The sequence below is a fragment of the Ruegeria sp. CDSB117 genome (assembly GCF_059611005.1).
This window is the reverse complement of sequence record NZ_JBXWOS010000038.1, coordinates 1-20,095: the sequence shown is the minus strand read 5'-3', so window position 1 is coordinate 20,095 and position 20,095 is coordinate 1. Positions and strand designations below refer to the sequence as shown.

General features: G+C 58.1%; 19 protein-coding genes. 6 read left to right on the top strand and 13 right to left on the bottom strand.

The annotated features are described in order from the left end of the window. Positions 1–443: hypothetical protein (locus AC2FJC_RS22625; RefSeq protein ID WP_496741861.1), on the top strand; the 443-nt coding region annotated here is incomplete at its 5' end. Positions 444–665: 222 nt separating this feature from the next. On the opposite strand, the gene AC2FJC_RS22620 is transcribed toward AC2FJC_RS22625, so the two are convergent. From AC2FJC_RS22620 to AC2FJC_RS22570, 11 genes are all read right to left on the bottom strand, one after another. Next, a complete protein-coding gene (locus AC2FJC_RS22620) occupies positions 666–1,118 on the bottom strand; it encodes an SRPBCC family protein (protein WP_109313033.1) in 453 nt (150 codons plus the stop codon). Positions 1,119–1,224: 106 nt separating this feature from the next. Beyond that, entirely contained in the window at positions 1,225–2,037 is an 813-nt protein-coding gene (locus AC2FJC_RS22615; protein WP_496741859.1) for an XdhC family protein, read from the bottom strand. A gap of 11 nt (positions 2,038–2,048) precedes the next feature. Continuing rightward, positions 2,049–3,236 (bottom strand): vWA domain-containing protein, encoded by a 1,188-nt coding sequence (locus AC2FJC_RS22610; RefSeq protein ID WP_496741863.1) that lies wholly within the window; start codon positions 3,234–3,236, stop codon positions 2,049–2,051. Beyond that, positions 3,236–4,102: an AAA family ATPase gene (locus tag AC2FJC_RS22605; RefSeq protein WP_496741857.1), complete on the bottom strand. Its 867-nt coding sequence runs from the start codon at positions 4,100–4,102 to the stop codon at positions 3,236–3,238. Before AC2FJC_RS22605 ends, AC2FJC_RS22610 begins: the two co-directional genes overlap by 1 nt. Positions 4,103–4,207: 105 nt before the next feature. Next, the gene (locus AC2FJC_RS22600) at positions 4,208–6,625 is read right to left on the bottom strand and encodes an aerobic carbon-monoxide dehydrogenase large subunit (RefSeq protein WP_496741855.1); all 2,418 of its coding nucleotides are present in this window, start codon (positions 6,623–6,625) and stop codon (positions 4,208–4,210) included. Continuing rightward, the gene (locus AC2FJC_RS22595; protein WP_058279311.1) at positions 6,622–7,116 is read right to left on the bottom strand and encodes a (2Fe-2S)-binding protein; all 495 of its coding nucleotides are present in this window, start codon (positions 7,114–7,116) and stop codon (positions 6,622–6,624) included. The genes AC2FJC_RS22600 and AC2FJC_RS22595 overlap by 4 nt, the downstream gene beginning before the upstream one ends. A 14-nt stretch (positions 7,117–7,130) precedes the next feature. Beyond that, complete coding sequence (locus AC2FJC_RS22590) at positions 7,131–7,964, bottom strand: FAD binding domain-containing protein (RefSeq protein ID WP_058275190.1); 834 nt, start codon at positions 7,962–7,964, stop codon at positions 7,131–7,133. 139 nt (positions 7,965–8,103) lie between these two features. Beyond that, positions 8,104–9,201 (bottom strand): MHYT domain-containing protein, encoded by a 1,098-nt coding sequence (locus tag AC2FJC_RS22585; RefSeq protein ID WP_496741853.1) that lies wholly within the window; start codon positions 9,199–9,201, stop codon positions 8,104–8,106. Between the two features lie 142 nt (positions 9,202–9,343). After that, positions 9,344–10,348 carry an ABC transporter substrate-binding protein gene (locus AC2FJC_RS22580; protein ID WP_496741851.1) on the bottom strand — a complete coding sequence of 335 codons (1,005 nt, stop codon included), beginning with the start codon at positions 10,346–10,348 and terminating at the stop codon, positions 9,344–9,346. After that, entirely contained in the window at positions 10,327–11,694 is a 1,368-nt protein-coding gene (locus AC2FJC_RS22575) for a sensor histidine kinase (protein ID WP_496741849.1), read from the bottom strand. The genes AC2FJC_RS22580 and AC2FJC_RS22575 overlap by 22 nt, the downstream gene beginning before the upstream one ends. After that, the gene (locus AC2FJC_RS22570; protein ID WP_496741847.1) at positions 11,684–12,352 is read right to left on the bottom strand and encodes a response regulator transcription factor; all 669 of its coding nucleotides are present in this window, start codon (positions 12,350–12,352) and stop codon (positions 11,684–11,686) included. The genes AC2FJC_RS22575 and AC2FJC_RS22570 overlap by 11 nt, the downstream gene beginning before the upstream one ends. A gap of 108 nt (positions 12,353–12,460) precedes the next feature. Here AC2FJC_RS22570 and AC2FJC_RS22565 point away from each other — a divergent pair, with 108 nt between their 5' ends. The 5 genes from AC2FJC_RS22565 (at position 12,461) to AC2FJC_RS22545 (ending at position 17,456) form a co-directional block, all read left to right on the top strand. Next, positions 12,461–13,438: a tripartite tricarboxylate transporter substrate binding protein gene (locus AC2FJC_RS22565; RefSeq protein WP_058275185.1), complete on the top strand. Its 978-nt coding sequence runs from the start codon at positions 12,461–12,463 to the stop codon at positions 13,436–13,438. Between the two features lie 69 nt (positions 13,439–13,507). Continuing rightward, positions 13,508–13,990: a tripartite tricarboxylate transporter TctB family protein gene (locus AC2FJC_RS22560; RefSeq protein ID WP_496727345.1), complete on the top strand. Its 483-nt coding sequence runs from the start codon at positions 13,508–13,510 to the stop codon at positions 13,988–13,990. A gap of 1 nt (position 13,991) precedes the next feature. Next, positions 13,992–15,503: a tripartite tricarboxylate transporter permease gene (locus AC2FJC_RS22555; RefSeq protein WP_058275183.1), complete on the top strand. Its 1,512-nt coding sequence runs from the start codon at positions 13,992–13,994 to the stop codon at positions 15,501–15,503. Beyond that, positions 15,493–16,680, top strand: coding sequence for a CaiB/BaiF CoA transferase family protein (locus AC2FJC_RS22550; protein ID WP_496741845.1), 1,188 nt, complete (start codon positions 15,493–15,495; stop codon positions 16,678–16,680). Before AC2FJC_RS22555 ends, AC2FJC_RS22550 begins: the two co-directional genes overlap by 11 nt. Then, the gene (locus tag AC2FJC_RS22545; RefSeq protein WP_496741843.1) at positions 16,677–17,456 is read left to right on the top strand and encodes a citryl-CoA lyase; all 780 of its coding nucleotides are present in this window, start codon (positions 16,677–16,679) and stop codon (positions 17,454–17,456) included. Before AC2FJC_RS22550 ends, AC2FJC_RS22545 begins: the two co-directional genes overlap by 4 nt. Positions 17,457–17,460: 4 nt before the next feature. Here AC2FJC_RS22545 and AC2FJC_RS22540 read toward each other — a convergent pair whose 3' ends face one another. After that, complete coding sequence (locus AC2FJC_RS22540) at positions 17,461–18,975, bottom strand: heme biosynthesis protein HemY (protein WP_496727306.1); 1,515 nt, start codon at positions 18,973–18,975, stop codon at positions 17,461–17,463. Positions 18,976–18,985: 10 nt separating this feature from the next. Further along, the coding region (locus AC2FJC_RS22535) for a COG4223 family protein (RefSeq protein WP_496741841.1) at positions 18,986–20,095 on the bottom strand (1,110 nt) is incomplete at its 5' end.

Sequence of the window (20,095 nt, the reverse complement as noted above, 5' to 3'; positions counted from 1 at the left end):
GGGCAAATACCGAGGCAGGAGCCAGCCACTTTATTTTCCACGGCCGCAATGAGGGACGCGAACAGACCTTTGACGGGCTGGAGTACATCGCATCATACAATGATCTGATACAAGCTTTCGGGGCAAATACCGAGGCAGGAGCCAGCCACTTTATTTTCCACGGCCGCAATGAGGGACGCGAACAGACCTTTGACGGGTTAGAGTACATTGCTTCACACGTCGATTTGATCAATGCGTTTGGGGCTGATTCAGATGCAGGGTCGACACATTTTATCGCACATGGTGCTCAGGAGGGGCGAAGCAAAGACACCTTTGACGCTGAAACTTACTTGGCGAACTATGCGGACCTACAGGCTGCATTCGGTAATGACCATCAAGCTGCAACCGAGCATTTCATAAACCATGGCTACTTTGAAGGCCGATCGGACGATTTTCTGTTCTAGCCGCAGCAAAAAACTGACGCAAATAAGTACCGCAACTAAGACAGCAGAGCCAATTGAGAATTGCGAAACATATTTCTTTATTGAATTTAGTTTAACTTTGTAAGCCAGCCATAGTTTACCCCCGAAAGAAAAGCGCGACTGGAGTTTATCCCTGTCGCGGTAGCTTGGCGCATGTTGTCGGTTTATACCAAAAAGAGCATCAGCGTGGGGCTTGGCTTGGCTTCAAGTAACGGATTGTTCTGAAACAACTTCGCCAAAACGGGTAAAGAACTTGCCCGACAGCTTTTTTGCCGTTCCAGCGATCAGGCGGCTACCCAGTTGGGCGATTTTTCCACCAACCTCGACCTTGGCTGTATAAGCCAGAACGGTTTCGTCCCCATCTTCGGTCAGCGTCACGTCGGCACCACCCTTGGCAAATCCGGCAGCGCCGCCCTTGCCTTCGCCAGTCAAGGAAAACCCGTCCGGTGCATTGGCGGTGTCCAGCGTCACAGCGCCCGCAAAGCGGGCTTTGACGGGGCCGATCTTCAAGACCACCTTGGCTTCCAGATCTTCGGGCGAATTCTGGATCAGCTCTTCGCACCCTGGGATGCACTCCTGCAGGATTTCTGGGTTATTCAGAGCCTTGTAAACCACATCCCGCGGCGCAGAGATGCGGACTTCGTCACTCAGTTCCATTCAACTTTCCTTTGTTCAACAGCATCTTGGATAAACCAGAAGCGCGGTCTCTGTCGCCTCTTCCGGAGTTTGTTCGGGACGCGCGGGCCACAGGGACCGCAGGCGTTTAAGCACGTTTCTCATCATGGGACTCCGTTTTGGATTTGTCACTATTTCGCCAAAGTACAATTTCGGCCAGAATCGACACGGCGATCTCATGCGGGTCGATCGCGTGGATGTTCAGACCTGCCGGTGACTTCAGCCGCGCAGCTCGCATCGGGTCCAAACCTTGCGATATCAGCTTGGCCACCAGCGTTTCGGCCTTGCGATGGCTGGCCACCATCGACACCCGCTTGGCGTCCGTTTGCAGGGCGGCGGCCAGGGCGGCGGCATCGCCCTGGCCTTGCGAGGCCACGACAACGAAGTCCCGCGGCTCAATCCCTAGGTTTTGGACGGAATCCAGAGTGAACCGTTGAAAGTCACCTTCTGTCTCTGACGCGTCACTGAGACACACGCGAAACCCAGCCAGTGCCCCATGGGCGGCCAGTGCCACTGCAATCAGCGACTCGCCAAAAATCACTAATCGAGGTGCGTGCTGATACGGCTCGACAAGCAGATCGACAGTGCCGCCGGACGGGCAACCGCTTTTGAACGTCTGAATGCCATCAGGATCGGCCATGTTCACCACCTTTTCTGAAGGTTTGACCCGGATCATTTGCGGCGAACCACTGGCCAACGCCTGCTGGGCCGAGGATCGAACCGCACGTTGAACGCAGCCCCCGCCCAAATGGCCCAGGATCCGTCCGTCTTTTGTAATCGCAGCCTTGCCCCCGGCTTTCGCCGAAGTTGCATCCGCAGTCCGCAACACCGTGGCCACGCAAAAGGCTTCATCAGTTTTGCGCAGCTGCTCAATCGTGTCGAATATGTCGAAGCTTGCCATTTGGGCTCCTTTCACAGCTTACGGAATTGCGGCTCCAGCGCCGCCAGCGCCTCAAGCGTGTTTGCGGGCAGGTGCGCGTCCAGATACGGCTCAGCTGCCTGCATTGCGGCGGCAATGGGCTGGTAGTCGCGCCAGCCCTTCAGCGGGTTCAGCCAGACGATCCGTCGTGCCTTGCGTCGAATTCGGGCCAATACATCGCCCAACGCTTGGGGGTCCGAGCTGCAATACCCGTCAGACAGGATCAGTACGATGGTCCGACCGTTCAGCGCGCGCGCGCCATATCCATTTAGAAAATGCTCAAGACTGCCCGAGATATCCGTGCCCCCGCCAAACCCTTCGGCCATCAGCGACAATCGCCCTGCTGCGCGCAGAGAATCGTGGTCGCGCAACGCATCCGTGACGCGCATCAGGCTGGTATGGAACAGATATGCGTCCGCATCGGTTCCTGTGCCAATCAAGCCTTTCAGGAAAGCCAGAAAAACCCGCGAATAAACCGTCATCGATCCGCTTACATCGCACAGTGCAACGATCCGCATCGGACGCGGCGGGCGGGCGCGACGATACAGGTCCATCGGCTCGCCGCCTCGTGCAAGGCTGGCGCGCTGTATCCGGCGCATGTCCAGAGCAGACCCCCGCAACGCTTTTTTACGCCTGCGCGAGCGGCGGTCGCGGATGGCGCGCGCCAGCGCTGTCGCCGCTTGTTCGGCCTGCTTCAGTGCGTCTTCATTCATCAGTTCACGCAAATCCCGACGCGACAGGTTGGCCGTACGGGTCGCAATCAGCTTACCGTCTCTCCCCACGGCCTCCCCGTCGCCCGGATCAGGGGTTGCGTCCTGATCTGAATCGGAACCGGTTTCCTGAATGTCATGGCTTTCTTGCTGCCAGATCATCGGCTTGGCGGATTGCACCCGAACATGCGCGGTTTGCGCCACTCCGGTCCGTTGTTTCCCGGCATTTAGCCAATATGCATCGAAAAGATCGTCAAACCGTCGCCAGTCCTCTGCGTCACCGGCCAGCAATACACACAGCGCCTGTCTGGCCTGCGGCAAATCCGTCGCCTCTACTTCCGCCAGCACCGCCAATGCATCCCCGGTCTCAGCCGGTCCGACTCGCATCCCGTTCATGCGCAAATGTGAAATGAAGCCAGACATGCGATCCGCCAGACCAGAGGCACGAATAGGGAACCGGGTGACTTGCATCACGCCACCTTTCCAATCAGGCGATCCATCACTTCAGGCGGGGCCGCGTCATAATCAGCTGCGGTTTTCAGGAGACAGACAAGGGTTGCCTGAACCTCTTCGCGAGACTGCGCCATGTCGTTAACACCCAATCCTGAAAGGGCTGCCGCCCAGTCCAGCATCTCGGCAATGCCGGGAGTCTTCTCCAAGTCTTCTTTGCGCAAAGCCTGCACAACGCCAACAATCTGGCGCGCCAGCTGCCCTTCAACTTGGGGCATGCGGGCTTTCAGGATCGCCAATTCGGTTTCGCGCGATGGGTAGTCGAGGAAACTGTACAGACACCGGCGGCGCAGTGCATCGGACAAGTCCCGCGTACCATTCGCCGTCAGAATAACGATCGGTTTTGAACGCGCCGGGATTGTACCCAGTTCGGGAATTGTGATTTGAAAATCCGAGAGGATTTCCAACAGATACGCCTCGAATTCTTCGTCGGCCCGGTCAATTTCATCAATTAGCAGAACCGGAGGGGCATCTTGCGAAATGGCCTCTAACAAGGGACGTTTAAGCAGATATTCATCTGAGAAAAGCTGTGCTTCGCTCGTCCCGCCCTGCGCCTCGCTCGCTCGGATCGCCAGAAGCTGACGCTGATAGTTCCATTCATAAATGGCATGACTGGCATCGAGCCCTTCATAACATTGCAGCCGGATCAGCCGGGCGGTTTGCCACGCGGCCAGGGCCTTTGCCACTTCGGTCTTTCCAACGCCAGCAGGACCTTCCAACAACAATGGCCGCCCTAATTGCTGTGCCAAATGCAGCGCCATCGCCAACCGGTCATCGGAAACATAGCCCTGCGCGGCCAATCCGTTCTGAACATCACTCAAAGTCAAAACCAGGATCCAATCTTCATCTGGCCAAAAATATCCCGGGGGAAGTTCGGAGGGGGTTCTACCCCCTCCGTTCGGTCGGACCGGCAACAGCCGGTTCGAAACCGTTTACCCGTGCATCCCCAACCCGTTGGCGATCTTCCAGATCCGCCAATGATCATGCGGCATATGGCTTTGCACCAACCCAAAGGGCCGGAACGCATCATGTACCGCGTTCGAGAACGCAGGCACGCCGCCGACATTCGGGCTCTCGCCCACGCCCTTGGCACCGATCGGGTGGTGCGGAGATGGCGTGACCGTGTGATCGGTGGTGTAGTTGGGTGTCTCCCATGCTGTTGGCAGGAAGAAATCCATCAGCGTCGCGGTCTTGACGTTGCCCATCTCGTCATAGGCAATCTCCTGTCCCATCGCGATGGCCAGCGCTTCGGTCACACCGCCGTGGACCTGCCCTTCGATGATCATCGGGTTGATCCGGGTGCCGCAATCATCCAGCGCATAGAACTGCCGGACGTCCCATTCACCGGTATCCACATCGATCTCCATGACACAGATATAGGCCCCGAACGGGTAAGTCATATTCGGCGGGTCATAGTAGCTGACGGCCTCCAGACCAGGTTCCAGCCCCGGAATCGCCTGGTTGTAGGCGGCAAAAGCGATCTCTTTCATGGTCTTGAACCGCTCAGGCGCGCCTTTGACGGCGAACCGATCGACATCCCATTCGACATCGTTGTCATGAACCTCGAGCAGATAGGCCGCGATCATCTGCGCCTTGGCGCGGATTTTTCGCGCGGCCATTGCTGTCGCAGCCCCGGCAACCGGCGTCGACCGAGACCCATAGGTGCCAAGCCCATAGGGCGCCGTGTCAGTGTCTCCCTCCTCCAACGTGATATCATCGGCGGGCAGGCCAATTTCACTGGCGATGATTTGGGCAAAGGTCGTTGCGTGGCCCTGACCCTGACTGATCGTCCCCAGCCGCGCGATGGCGGAGCCAGTAGGGTGGATGCGAATCTCGCACGAGTCGAACATACCCAGCCCGAGGATATCGCAGTTCTTGACCGGTCCGGCGCCGACGATTTCGGTGAAATGCGTCAGACCTATCCCCAACAATTGGCGAGTTTTTCCAGCCTTGAAATCCTCGATCCGTTGCGCCTGTTCCGCCCGCAGACCTTCATAGTCCACGGCCTTCAAGGCCTTATCCCACGCAGTGTGATAATCGCCCGAGTCATATTCCCAGCCCAGCGCGGACTGATACGGGAACTGATCTTTGCGGATAAAGTTGATCCGACGCAGTTCGGCCGCGTCCATGTTCAGCTTGATGGCCAGAACCTCGATCATACGTTCGATGAAATAGGCTGCCTCGGTCACCCGGAAAGAACACCGATAGGCCACGCCACCCGGTGCCTTGTTGGTATAGACCCCGTCCACAGCCAGATATGCAGTGGGGATGTCATAAGACCCGGTGCAGATGTTCATGAACCCTGCCGGGAATTTGGTCGGATCGGCACAGGCATCAAAGCCACCATGATCCGCTGTGGTATGGCACCACAGACCAGTGATCTTGCCATCCTTGGTCGCAGCGATCTTGCCCTGCATCCAGTAGTCGCGGGCAAAGGCGGTGGACATCAAGTTTTCCATCCGGTTCTCAACCCATTTCACCGGTTGGCCGGTGACGATCGAGGCGACAACCGAGCAGACATAGCCCGCATAGGCGCCGACCTTATTGCCAAAGCCACCGCCGATATCGGGGCTGATCACCCGGATATTGTGCTCGGCCAGACCCGAGATCAACGACACGACGGTCCGGATCGCGTGCGGGGCCTGGAACGTGCCATAAAGCGTCAGCTTGCCGGTCACCTTATCCATCGACGCGACACAGCCGCATGTCTCCAGCGGGCATGGGTGAGTCCGATGGTAATAAACCATCTCTTCGGCCACGACATCTGCCTCACCCAGAACAGCCTCGGTCGCGTCCTTGTCGCCCTGTTCCCAGGTGAAGATGTGGTTGTGATGCTTGCGCGGCCCATGTGCGCCCTCTGTCTGACCCGCAAGGTCTTCGCGCAGGACAACATCTGATTTCAGCGCCTCGAACGGGTCGGTCAGAACGGGCAGCTCTTCATAGTCAACTTCGACCAGCTCGGCCGCATCCGCCGCAATATAGCGATTTTCAGCGACGACATAGGCAACTTCCTGGCCCTGGAACAGAACCTTGCCATCGGCCAGCACCATTTGCTTGTCGCCCGCCAGCGTCGGCATCCAATGCAATCCCAATGGCGCAAGGTCTTCGGCGGCCAGAACAGCAACAACGCCAGGTATCGCCAGCGCAGCCTCTTTGTTCACGCTGACGACGCGGGCATGGGCATAGGGAGAGCGGACGAAGGCGCCAAACAGCATCCCGTCCATCTTGATGTCATCGACATAATTGCCCTTGCCCTGGGTAAAGCGCACATCTTCGACGCGTTTGCGCGAACTGCCCATCCCTTTGAGGTTGGCGACGCGTTCTTCGGGGGTCAGAGTCTGGTCGTTCATTCCGCAGCCTCCTTCTGAGCGTTCAGCATGTCGGCAGATGCCGCGATCGCCTTAACGATGTTCTGATATCCAGTGCAGCGGCACAGGTTGCCGGACATGCCAAAGCGGATGTCTTCCTCGGTCGGGTTCGGGTTTTCTTGCAGAAGACGATGCGCGCGGGTGATCATGCCCGGCGTGCAAAAGCCGCATTGCAGCCCGTGATGTTCGCGGAACATCTCTTGCAGAACCCCAAGGCTGCCATCGTCGTTGGTCAACCCCTCAACGGTGGTGACGTCGGCGCCGTTCACCTGCGCCACAAAGGTTGTGCAGGACTTGACGGACTTGCCATCAATATCCACGGTGCAGGCCCCGCAATGGCTTGTTTCGCATCCGATATGCGGGCCTGTGATTTTCAAATCTTCCCGCAGGAAATGGATCAACAGCGTGCGCGGCTCGGCCAGACCTTCGACCTGCTTGCCGTTCACGGTGAGTTTTACGTGCATTTTTGACATCGTTGTTCCTCCCCTCAATCCGCGCGGCTTTGCGCGCGTTCGATGGCGCGGCGCAGCATCACAGCGGCCACGTGTTTCTTGAATTCGACGGGACCACGATTGTCGGCCACCGGGTCGATGGCTTCGAGCATCGCGGCGACACAACCGCTGACATCCCCATCCGCCAGCGCATTGCTTGCGCTTTCAGACCAGACGGGTGTGTCCGCCAGATTGGTCATCGCGACCGAGGCCTGACCATTGCCAACCATCACGGCAGCTGCCGCTGTCGCATAATCACCGATCTTGCGTTTCTGCTTTTCATAGGCCTGACCCACACCCGCGCCCGGCACCGGGATCGAAATCCGGGTCAGGATTTCCTCATCGTCACGCGCAGTGAAGTAAGCGGCCTCATAAAACTCACGCGCAGCGACACTGCGGCGACCATCGGGGCCAGACAGTTCGAACGTCGCGTTCAAGCATTGCATCAACCCCGGCATATCATTGCCCGGATCACCATTGGCGACGTTCCCACCAACAGTTCCCACATATCGCACCTGAGGATCCGCGATCTGCAGCGCGGCCTCTCGGATCAACGGAATGGCTGTAGCCAAGCCGTCATGAGTGATCAGCTCATGCTGGGTCACCATTGCGCCAAGCGAAACCGTGTCGGCACCAACCTCGATGCCCTTCAGCTCCTCGATAGCTTGCAGATCGACTAGGTGGCCCATTTCGGCCATGCGCAGCTTCATCATCGGGATCAGGCTGTGCCCGCCCGCGATCACGCGCGCTTCATCTCCGTGTTCCTGCAAAATGCCAATGGCCGAGGCGATATCGCCTGGCCGGTGATACTCAAAACCGGCTGGTATCATGTTTTTCCTCCCTGGGTCCAAGCGGTATGCCTTGGGGGACCTGCGGTAAGGAAAGGACGCTGAAGCCATCCGTTCCAGCCAGTGGAAACGGAGAGCGCGGCTTATTTCACGAAATGCGAATGCGCTGCACGAGCTGCGATCAAAGGCCCAGCGCCTCGCGTATGTCCGTCAGGCGGGATCGGCTGACCGGAACCTTGGTCAACGCGTCGACCGCGTCGAAATAACAAGTGCCGTTGTCCTTGTGTCTTTCAAACCGCGAGACATGTTTAGGGTTCACCAGATAACTGCGATGAGCCCGCAGAAACCCGTCAGGCACCAGGCGCGATTCAGCTTCGGTAATGGACCACGGGCAAAACAGTTTTTCGGCGTTTATATAAAGAACGGTGTAATGCCCTTCGGCCCGGATGGCTGCGATATTGGAAGGCTGGGCGAAAAAGGTTTGTCCTTCCCGCTCAAATGGAACCCCGGCCCGCAATGTGGGCTCTGGTTCCGGGGCAGGTTCCGGCGCGCTGGGCGATATCTCTGCTGCCGCAGGTTCGATGAAGGTGATGCCCGTTAGCAGGAATGCACCACAGATCAGGAACACGGAAACCGTTACCCCCATCGCCAGCACCTGATTGTTTAGTGCAGGTCCGGCGCGACCGGCGGTATCGCTTGCGACAAAATCAGTCAGGCCGGTGGCGACGAAATGCATGGTGAAGACCGCCAACCCGAAACACACCGTTCCCAGCAGAATGTTGCGCTGTGTACGGTTGTCATAGGCAACCCAGATTGCCAGCACCGACAAAACGACCGAGGCCAGGGTCGAAATCACCACGTCCCAAACATTGTAAACGGGGCGGCACAGCTCCATCCCGGCCATGCCGACGTAGTGCATAACAACAATCCCCAGACCCACGATCACGCCCGCACCGACAATCGTTCCCATCGTGCGGGGACGGAAATGCAGTATCAGCAGCGCAAGGCCAACCATCAGGATCGCGACCAGGGCTGAGATCAGGGTGATCAAAGCATCGTAGTAAAACAGGATCGGCAGTTGCAGGCCCAGCATGGCCACGAAATGCATCGACCAGATGCCACCGCCCAGAATGATCGCAGCCAACGCCACGACCAGTTTGCGTTTCTGATCGTCCAGTTTTGAGGCCCCATGCGTCAGATAAAGCCCTGTGAATCCAGCCATCATCGCAACAGCCAGAGACGCCGCCACAAGCCAAGCGTTATGAGAATAGTCCAACATTTGGATTTACACGCCCTCCCCGACGCGTGGGTGACGTTAGCAAACGGAATTGATTGCGACAATTGATGTTGGAAAGGAATTCCAACAGCATCGGTGCCGGTTTCAGTTTTTACCGACCCGTCGGGCTTAGGTGACGGTCTTATTACTGAATAACGGCATCTTCCCATGCAGAAAGAAACTTTGTTCGTTTCAACCCGTCAAGAAAGGTCAGTAAAGCGGGATCAAGTCCGATTGTCTCGCGCCCGTCAGAACCATCACTTGGCTGCAAAAGAGGAAGCGGGCTGGCCTCTTCGGCCACTGCTGGCCGCTCAGTTACGAGGTATCGCAGCAGCAACTCGGCTGCTTTGGGTTCTGGCGTGGCTTTCGAAACCATCGCTGTGCGCATCATAATTGTTTGAAAATCAGACGGCAATACGACCTCAAGGGCGTCTTTGCCCTCGGCTCGGACGGCGGCGTAACTGCCCAGAACATTGTAAGCAACCAGGATCGAGCCATCCGCTAGGTCATTGATCATTTCGCCCGAGCAGCAATAGAGCTGCACATCCAGGCCGCCCATAACCTCCATCAAGCGCCAATACGTCTCAGACGCGCGCGCATCCTGGGTTGCAAACAGATATCCCAGACCAGATTGGCGCACGTCATAGGTGCCAACTTTGCCCCGAAATTCTTCGGGCCGTTTGCGCAATGCCTCGATCAGGCTTTGCCGGGTCTGGGGGATAGGCTGCCCTTCAAACGCGGTTCGGTTTATCACGATTGTCGCGGGTTCCGAGGTGAATGCGAAAAGGCTGTGGTGCCATTGCGCCCAGTGCGGGACGGGCACATCGTCGATAGACAGGGCAAAGCCGTCATTTGCCAGTTTCAACTGCAGGTCCATCGCGCTCGAGATGATCACATCGAAGGCATCGGGCGTTGCGCGGACTCGACGGTTGATGTCGGCGGTTCCGGAAACGAGGTATTCGACACTAATCCGGGGGTTCTCCGCAACAAACCCCTCGATCACCGGCGCGAACAAAACAGTATCGGTGCTGGAAATCACCCGAAGGCGCGGACCTTCGGCGCTTTCATTAAAGACCAGACGGTCTTCCCAATCGTCGGCCCATCCGAGGCAGGGAGCCACCAACAAAACTAGAGCGATAAGATAACGCATGCGCCCCCCTTTGACCGGTTCTTTAGGATCAATGCGCCCCCATGCGCCGTTGCCACATCCTGTGCGATCGTCAACCCCAGACCGGACCCGATGGTCCCAACCGCGTTCTGTCCGCGTTCGAACCGTCGCGTCAGCGTGTCGATTTCATCAGGCGGAAAGCCTGGACCCGAGTCGCGCACCTGAATCTGGGGTTCGGGATGTGCAATGATCGTGATCTCAACGGCGCTGTCAGATGGTGCGTATTTCATCGCGTTATCGACCATATTTCGCACAGCATTTTGGATCAGGATCGAGTCGCCCGAGTAAGGAACCGAGGGCTCACCCGACAATGAAAGCGTCAGCTCCTTCATTTCGGCAATCGGGATCAGGCGCTGCACCAGATCGCGGATCAGTACGACCAAATCAATCTCTTCCCGTTCCAGATGATCCGCTCGGAAGGTGATCATCGCGTGATCCAGCAACTGCCCTGCCGCGCGCGAGCTTTCGTCGATGGCACGTACCATGGCCTTCAAGGCTTCGCGGTTGTCTTCCCGTTCCACGCGGTGAAGGGTCGCCTCGGCATAAGACCTGACGGTGGCAAGCGGCGTTCGCACCCGGTGCGCGGCTTCGGCGATAAAGTCCTCGGATTGGCTAAGCGATTGGTCCAGACGACCCATGAGCGAGTTCAGCGACGTCACTAGCGGCGCCATCTCTTTCGGTACGGGTTTTTTGAACGGACTTAGATCCTGCGGACCTCTGCGTGTGACCGAGGTCGTCAGTTTGTTCAACTGGCCGATCGTTGAGGATGTCACCCAGAACGATAGCGCGGCGGTCAACAGAAAGAACCCGATCCCCAAATATGCCGCGTTGCGTGAAATCTGGTCCAGCGTATCCGACAACGCGTCTTGTGTTTGCCCCAACGCGACCTCAATCTCAGTCTGGCGGCCCAAGCCGACAAGCGTTCGGCTGGCGCTGACCTGGCGGACACGTTCGCCGCGCACCTCGCCGGTTTGAAAGGCCCATCTACCTTCAATCGGGCCATCTGTTAGGCTCAGATCATCGTAGCCGGACAGGAATTCTCCATCCTGATAAATGGCATAGAACACCCGGTCATCCGACGGCGTGCTGAGCATAGAAAACGCGGCATAGGGGATATCCACCTCAAGCTGACCATCCCTGAGTGCGGCAGCATCAAGGATTGAAGAGACGGACGCCCCCAATATATCGTCCTGACCCTGCTGGGCGACCTTTGCAGCATAGCTGCGCACCGTCAGGAACAAGAGAATCGCCAGGACCGCTGCTCCGCCGATCAGCGTCAACACCAGTCGGTTTCTTAATGATCCCGAAACGGTTGGACTAGTCGTCATGATCCAACCTGTATCCCAGCCCGCGCAACGTAGTGATTTTCATGCCGGATTTTTCAAGATGCTTTCGTAGGCGTCCGACATAGACCTCAATCGCATTGTCCGACACGTTGTCATCATACGAAAACAGCCTGTCTGCGAGTTTTTGCTTGGAAAACACCTGACCCGGCGCGTTGATGAACAGTTCGATCATTCTCAGCTCGCGATTGCGAAGCGACAGTGTTGCACCGTCGACGATCAAATGACCAGCAACCGGGTCAAAAACGATACCGCCGATTTCAATCGTCGATTTCGCGCTTCCGGACTTCCGACGCAGAACGGCGCGGCAGCGGGCTTCTAGCTCGGCATGGTCGAAGGGTTTGGTCACATAGTCATCCGCCCCCAGATCAAGCGAACCGATTCGATCCGAAACCTGACTGCGCGCGGTCAGAACGATCACCGGAGTATCCAAACGGCTGGCGCGATGTTGTCTGAGGAACTCGCGCCCGTCCCCATCGGGCAGCATAATGTCCAGAAGGATCAGATCGTATTCCTCAGTCGAAACAAAGGCCCGGGCGTCCTCTAAATTCGCTGCGTGATCAACGACATGGCCATCCAGCTGCATACGGGACCTGATCGCATTCGCGAGGTCGAGATTGTCTTCGACAAGCAGAAATTTCATGGGCTGCGGACAGTTTCTTTTTACATGACAGGTTGATGTCAGGTTGACGTGTTTAGGTGCAGGATAATCTGTGCCGCTGAGCGGCCAGTTGTCAAATGGGAGGACATAATGACAACATTTAACCTGGGCCGTCGGGCCCTGATCGCAGCTGTTGCAGCAATCGGTCTGGTTGGACCTGCCGCATCCGAAGAAGTCGTCGACAGCATCCACTTTCTGATCCCCGGCGGCGCCGGCGGTGGCTGGGACGGAACCGCCCGGGGAACCGGCGAGGCTCTGACAAATGCAGGTCTGGTCGGAACCGCGTCCTACGAGAACATGTCGGGCGGCGGCGGCGGTAAAGCCATCGGTTTCCTGATCGAAAACGCCGACAGCAACCACGGCACACTGATGGTCAACTCGACCCCCATCGTGATCCGCTCGCTGACTGGCGTGTTCCCACATAACTTCCGTGACCTGACGCTGGTTTCAGGCACAATCGGCGACTACGCGGCGATTGTTGTGGGCAAAGACAGTCCTATCAACTCGATGGCGGACCTGCTGGCCGCCTATGACGCTGATCCGGGTGCGACCGCAATCGGTGGCGGCTCGGTTCCGGGCGGCATGGACCATCTGGTCGCTGCAATGGTTATGGAAGCCGCTGGCAAGGACGCGCTGGGCGTTAAATACATCCCTTATGACGCGGGCGGAAAAGCTATGGCTGCCTTGCTGTCGGGTGAGATCGCCGCACTGTCGACCGGTTTCTCGGAAGCCGTCGATCTGGCCAACGCGGGTGAGGTTAAAATCATCGGTGTGACCGCAGAGGAACGCGTTGATGCAGCACCTGACGCACAGACAATGAAAGAACAGGGCATCGACACCACTTTCGTGAACTGGCGTGGATTCTTTGCTGCCCCCGGCCTACCCGAAGACAAGCTGGCTGCCTATCAGCAAGCCATCGCCAAGATGTATGACACGCCCGAATGGGAAGAGGTTCGTGCCCGTAACGGTTGGGTCAACATCCACAACTCGGGTGCCGATTTCGAAGCGTTTCTGGAAGGTCAGGAACAGCAGATCAGCGACCTGATGAAGAAGCTGGGCTTCCTCTAAGGCAATCTACGGCAGTGCGTTTGGTCGCTCTGCCGTCCCAATGAACCAAGACACATGGGAGGGGACGTTATGGCGCTGGATCGCTGGATCGCGCTTATTTTGCTGGGTGTTTGCCTGACATATGGGTACACCGCCTGGTTCACGATGGATGGAAGTCTTCCTCCTTTCATGCAAAGAAATCCGATCTGGCCCAGCACGTTTCCAAAGGTGCTGTCTATTCTGGGCGTGGTCGCGTGTTCAATCATCCTGCTTGGCTTGGAAAAGAGCGAAGTCAAAGAGGCCGATATCGATTACCGCAGACTTGGGGAGTATCACCTGGGTCAGGCAATTTCTCTTCTTGTGCTGATGGTTGTCTATGCCCTGTGCCTGCGCCCGGTCGGTTTTCTGATCGCGACATCCAGTTTCCTGATTCTCGGGTCCTTCATTCTGGGCGAACGCAAGTGGCACATCATGCTGCCTGTCGCGTTCGTGGCAACCGGATCCGTCTGGTATCTGGTTCAGGAAGTTCTTGGAATTTATATGCGCCCCCTGCCGGGCGTGTTCGGAGGCTGACATGCTAGAAGGACTTCTGATCGGCCTGCAAACGGCATTCTCAATTCAAAACCTGCTGATGGTCGTAGCCGGATGCCTGATCGGCACGTTTATCGGCATGCTTCCGGGTCTGGGCCCAATGTCGATCATCGCAATCATGATCCCGGTTGCAATCTCGATGGGCGATCCATCCGCCGCACTGATCCTATTGGCGGGGGTTTATTATGGCGCGATCTTTGGTGGTTCGACCTCGTCCATTCTGTTGAATGCGCCGGGGGTCGCGGGCACCGTGGCCTCAAGCTTTGATGGCTATCCAATGGCCCGGCAGGGCAAAGCGGGCAAGGCCCTGACCATCGCGGCAATCGCCAGTTTCGCAGGCGGCACGATAGGGGCAATTTTGCTGATGGTCTTTGCTCCGGCACTGTCTTCGGTCGCTCTGCTGTTCCATTCCGCAGAATATTTCGCATTGATGGTGGTGGGTCTTTCGGCCATCGCAGCCTTTGCCGGTTCGGGGCAAGTGGCCAAGGCCATCATCATGACGACCATGGGATTGATCATGGCCACCGTCGGAGAGGGGGCGCTGTTCAATCTTCCGCGTTTCACAATGGGCATCATGGACCTGCAATCCGGGTTTGGCTTCATCACCCTGGCCATGGCGATGTTCGCCCTGCCCGAAGCGTTGTTCCTGGTGCTTAAACCCAAGGACCTGAAAGGTGATGACGGCAAGATCAAGGATCTGCGCATTACCAAGGCCGAGGCGAAGGCCATCACCCCGGTCATCGGTCGCCAATCGGTGCAGGGCTTCTTTATCGGCGTCCTGCCCGGCGCGGGCGCGACAATTGCCAGTTTCCTCGGCTATGCGGTGGAACGGAACATTGCCCCCAAGGATGAGCAGGAGGAATTCGGCAAAGGCTCGATCAAAGGTCTGGCCGCGCCTGAATCGGCGAATAATGCGGCTTGCACCGGATCTTTCGTGCCGCTGCTGACACTGGGCATTCCCGGTTCCGGAACGACCGCGATCCTGCTGGGTGCCTTGATTGCCCTGAACGTCACCCCTGGCCCGCGCCTTATGCTGGATGAACCTCAGATCTTCTGGGCGGTGATCATGTCGATGTTCATTGGCAACCTCGTCCTGCTGATCCTGAACCTGCCGCTGATCCCCTACATCGCCAAAGTGCTGGCAGTTCCGCGCAACTATTTGATCCCGTTCATTTTGTTCTTCACGCTGATGGGCGCCTATATCGGGCAGAACAATGCCACCGAATTGCTGATCCTGGTGGGTTTCGGCGTATGCGCAACGGCCTTGAAGTTCGCTGACTATCCGCTGGCACCCCTGCTGATCGGGTTCATCTTGGGCGGCATGATGGAGGATAACTTTTCGCGCTCGATGCAGCTGTATGATGGCATCGCGTTTATCTGGGAACGTCCGATGACCTTGGGACTGCTTGCCATTGCCGTTCTGCTGGTTCTGCTGCCCAGCTACCGCGCACGTCGTGCACGGGCACGGGCCGCTGGTGTGGCTGATGGGGACTGAACCGCTCAGGGGTGTTCGGGTTCTTGATCTGACAAACGTGCTTGCTGGCCCGTATTGTTGTTACCAACTGGCTCTGATGGGGGCCGAGGTGATCAAGGTCGAACGCCCCAATAGCGGTGATCTGGCGCGTGTACTTGGGGCTGACCCTGACCGGAACAACGCCGGTATGGGGATCAGTTTTCTGGCGCAGAACGCGCAGAAGAAATCGGTCACGCTGGATATGAAATCCAGTCGGGGCAAGGCTCTGCTAAAGCAGCTTGTTAAAACGGCGGATGTTCTGGTTGAAAACTTCCGGCCCGGCGTGATGGATCGGTTGGGTCTGGGGTATGACGTTCTTCGTACCGAAAACCCTGCCTTGATCTATTGCGCAATAAGTGGGTTCGGGCAGGACGGTCCGCGCCGCGACGACCCGGCCTATGACCAGATCGTTCAGGGCATCAGCGGGGTCATGTCGATCACCGGCGCACCAGACACCGCGCCCTACCGCGTTGGCTATCCGCTGGCTGATACGGTCGGGGGGCTGACGGCCGCCTTTGCGGTGAGTGCCGCATTGAACGCAAATCCCCGTGGCGCGTTTCTGGATATTGCCATGTCCGAGGCCGTGATCTCGACCATGGGATGGGTTGTGTCCAACTACCTTGTCGGCGGTGTGATGCCCGGCGCGCATGGCAATGAAAACACAACCTCGGCACCGTCCGGTACCTTCGCCACATCCGACAGCCCGATCAACATCGCCGCCAATCGCGATGAACAATGGCAGGCGCTTGCCCGGCATCTTGGCCGCGAGGACCTGTTTGATGACCCTGACTATACAACACGCGAAGATCGCAAACGAAACCGCCACGCTTTGCGGGGTGAGCTGGAGAAATCCCTGAAATTGCGTCCCGCGAGCGAGTGGGTCAGCGAATTGAATGGCTTGGGCGTTCCCACGGGGCAAGTGCTGACAGTCCCCGAGGCGTTGGCGGACGAACAACTCTCTAACCGGGGGCTGATTGGATCTCTGCACGTGCACGGAGAGGACATGCAGCTGGCAGGCAGCCCCGTGGTGATGGACGGGCAGCGAAATTTGCCGAAAGTCTCACCGCCGGAATTGGGCGCGGACAACGATTCAATCTGGTCCGAACTTGGCTTGTCACCGAATGAGATCAAGGAACTGGCTAAGGATGGTGTGATATGAGCGATGTTTCCGACTGGTGGAGCACATCTATCATTGACATGGAACCCGGACGCATCGCCCTGCGCGGTGAACCCATCGAGGACCTGATCGGCAACCTCAGTTTCGCTGAAATGATCTGGTTTCTGGTTCGCGGCAACCGCCCGTTACCCGCACAGGCAGATCTGTTCGAAGCGGCCCTGGTTGCCGCCGTAGATCATGGACCACAGGCACCTTCTATTGCGACGGCTCGGATGGCAGTGACCTGCGGTTTGCCTTTGAACAACGCAATGGCCAGCGCGGTGAACATGCTGGGCGACATCCACGGCGGCGCCGGTGAGCAGGCGGTTGAGCTGTATCACTTTGTCGGGTCCCACTCGGGCGGGATCGGTGCAGCGATTGACAACTGGATCGACGACCACGGAAAGATACTGCCGGGTTTCGGCCACCGGTTTCACACACCGACCGATCCACGCGCACCGCGGTTGATGGCTCTGGTCGCTGAGGCCGTAGAACGCGGCGCGTGTGACGGACGTTTCCGGAAAATCGCGTTGGATATCGAAACAGAGCTTGCACGTCGCAAAGGCAAACCCGTCCCGATGAACATCGACGGGGCCACGGCTGTCATCTACGCAGAGCTTGGGTTCGAACCACCGCTTGCGCGTGGTTTGTTTTGCCTGTCCCGGTCAGTCGGCATACTGGCACATGCGTGGGAGCAAATGCAGCAAGGTGGCCGCAACAAAGGCCCCACACCGCCGACGTACCGCTGGACTTATGTCAGGAACTCGCCTGAGGAATAGCGCGTCAGGCCTGTTTCTCGACCACGGGTTCGACGTCGGGGCGGACTGGTTCCACATCCAATTCGATGATCTCGGGATCAACCGGTTCCTCGACGTCTTCCACTTCAACCTCGACCTCAGCTTCCGGCTCGCTGCTGTCTTCCAACGCACCAACAATCAGAGGCAGCATATGAACACCCGTCGCGCTTGCGATTTCCGGCGTTTGCGGTGTTTGCCAGCTGAGCGTGTCAAAGCTGCTGCAGTTCTGACAGACCGGAGCCCACTCGGGCTGGATGTCATGACAATTGTCGCAGACCCATTGTGGCCCGCGCGGTGCAGTCAGCGCCTTGGCCAGCCAACCCTGTACCACCGCGTCCGAGGACCCCTCGCCCCTTTCAATGGCGGCCATCAACGTGTAACCGCGCGCATCCGCCTGCTTTTCGACCACATCGCCCAGCGCGCGACGCGCCTCGGGGAAGTCTTCAGCCACGATGTTCAGCTCCGCCAAAATCAGACGGGTTTCCATATTTTCGGGGTGAATGCGGGTCAGCGCGGTAAAGCGTTTGATCCGTTCATGTGGCGTTTCATCCGGCGCAATCTCGGCAAAGACATGGGCCAGGTCGGGGTGCGGCTGCACCTCCCACGCTTTTTTCAGGATCTTGGTCGCATTGCGCGGTTTGCCTTTTTCGATATAGGCGCGCGCTGCCATTGCAGCGGCCGGCACCAGATCAGGAGACAGACGGTTCGCCTCAATCGCGCGCTCTTGCTGTTCGACCGTGGCGTTCTCGTCCAGAATCCCCTTGGCCTCGGATAGGGCCAGCACAGCATCACGTCGCTTGAACACGTCACGCGGCAGGTGACCGGATTTCAACTTGGCTGTCAGTGTCGACCGCGCGCCTGCCCAATCCTGCGCCTTGGTCTGCAGACCCAGCAGAATGTCCTGTGTTTCCAGATGACGCGGTTTCATGGCCAACGCTTTTTCGGCCAGTTTGCGGGCGGTTTCGTCATCCCCTTCGGCCAGTTTCTGCTTCATGATCCCGCGCACACCGACAAAGCGAGTTGCATTATCCGTCACCAGTTTCTTGTAGGTGTCAGCCGCCTTTTGGGTATCGCCGTTCATCTCGGCAGCCTGGGCCACCAGCAGGTTGGTCAGCTCGGGTTTGTTCAAAAGCCGCTCCGCCTTGGTGGCCTTGTTCAAAGCCACACGACCTTCGCCCGAGGCCAGCGCCATCAGACCATCAGACAACGCTTGATAACCGCGCTGCTCGCGGCTGCGGTCGAAATAGCGCGACAGGGCGGTTTCGTCCCCGTTGAGGAACTTCAGCGTGGCGATCAACAGGGTCAGCAGCTTGAACAAAAGCCAAACTGCAAAAACCAGAACGCCCAGCGCGATGACCGATTGCAACGGCCCCAGAGTGTACTCCGTCCCGCCAGCTGTGATCTGTACACCACCGCTGGTTTCCATGAGGAGCCCGGCACCCACGGCCAGAAGACCGATAATCGCAACAAAAACTAGAATCTTAAACAGTGACCACAGCATGGCAGGTCCTTCAGTTCGAGTTCACGCTAGGCTGAAGCGCATTGGCAGCATCCACCGCGGAAACCCGCGCCTGTGCTGCCTGCTCCCAATCAGCCATAGCTGCCTGCGCCGCTTCGGGCAGGGATTTAAGTTCGGTCAGGGCCGTTGAGACGTCGCCGTTGGATAGAGCGGACTCGGCACGAGACAGGATCGCATCCGGACCATCGCCATCTTGTGGGGTGACCGAACGCGCCCCGGTCTGTCGCTGCAGGAACGCCACCAGACCGGTGGCTTTGTCCGCATCCCGTGCTTCCGCCAACGCGGTTCGCGCAGCGGGTGAGAACGATGCCCGCAAGGTCGACACGCTTGCAACGCCCTTATCCGCAGGGCCGGAGAGCGCTTCTGGCACATCGACGCCACCAGCTTTCAATTCGGCGACAAGGTCTGCATAGGGCTGGCCAGCGTCCAGTTGACCATGCAATCGCGACAGGATCGCCGCGTTGGTCGCTGCCAGAGCCTCGGCCGAGGCTTTCGCCTCAAGCGTTTGTGCGTCCGACACCATTTTTTCCACTTCGGCCCGCTGCGCCGCCAGTGAGTCCTGTAATTTCTTCAGTTCGGCCTCAAAGGCTGCCGACGCTTCGGGGGACGCGCCTTGGGTCAGCGCGTCGCTTTCAATTTTACTTAGGCGGCTGGCCAAAGGATCAATCTTGCCCGCCAGCTCATCGACACTGAATTTGAGCGTATCCAGATCGGAGGTGATCGGTGTCACCTGATCGGTCAGCGCTGAAATCTTGCTGTCGACGCCAGATTTGTCGGACAGGGATTTGGTCAGCGCCTCGATCTGAGTGGACTGATCGTTGAGCTTCGCCTCGAGCGTCGTAAGCGCATCTGTATCACCAGATCCGAACAAGCCCGCGCTGCCGGCTGCAAACCCGATTCCCGCCGCGATAACACCGCCGAGCAAAGCGGGGACGAATCCACTGCGTTTTTCTTCCTGCTGCGACTCTTCACGATGCGATTTTTCCGGCGGCGCGGAGTTCTCTTCCTGGGTCAGTTCCACAGCCGCTTCGGCTTCGGCTTCGGCTTCGGCTTCGGCTTCGGCTTCGGCTTCGGCTTCGGCTTCGGCTTCGGCTTCGGCTTC